Genomic DNA, 692 nt, shown 5'->3' with positions numbered 1-692 from the left:
GGGTCGGGGAGTAGTGGGAGCGCTCCCAAGAATCCGTTCGGACGCGCGCCCTGTCAAGAGCCGCCGGGACCCGGGTTCGCCGCCGCCGCGCGCGCACCCTCACCGCGTGCGCGAGGACCCCGTGAAACTTCGTGAAAGGAATGGAACAGGTCTTCCCCACCCGCACCAGACCGTTCTACGTTCACCGTCAGTCCAGGAGTGGGAGCGCTCCCAAGCCGATCGCACCGATGTGAGAGCGGAGATCCGATGAGATCGCTCACCCCCCGCACCGCCGCGGTGGCCGCGCTGGCCGGGGCCCTCCTCACGGCGGGCTCGCTGGTCACCGGCGCCGGCCAGGCCCTCGGCACCGCGGAAGCCGCGGTCGCCTGCCAGGTCGACTACACCACCGACGACTGGGGAACCGGGTTCACCGCCGCCCTCACGATCACCAACCTGGGACCGTCCGTGGACGCGTGGACGCTGACCTACGCCTACGGCGGGAACCAGCGGCTCGCGAACGGCTGGAACGGCCGGTGGTCCCAGTCCGGCGGCACGGTCACCGTCACCAACGAGAGCTGGAACGGCTCCCTCGCGACCGGCGCGGCGGTCCAGGTCGGGGCGCAGTTCACCTACAGCGGGACGAACACCGCCCCGTCCGGCTTCACCCTGAACGGCACGGCCTGCGGCGGCGACCCCACCGACCCGCCCACCGA

General features: G+C 71.8%; 1 protein-coding gene. It reads left to right on the top strand.

Features of this window, described 5'->3' with window-relative positions; translation table 11 throughout:
* Positions 1–246: 246 nt before the first annotated feature.
* Positions 247–692 (top strand): cellulose binding domain-containing protein (locus tag E1266_RS37580; protein ID WP_207946174.1); only part of this gene is annotated, 446 nt, incomplete at its 3' end.

The sequence above is a fragment of the Actinomadura sp. 7K534 genome (assembly GCF_004348575.1).
In the GTDB taxonomy this organism is placed as follows: Bacteria; Actinomycetota; Actinomycetes; order Streptosporangiales; family Streptosporangiaceae; genus Spirillospora; species Spirillospora livida.
This window is presented reverse-complemented; position numbering and strand designations above follow the sequence as displayed.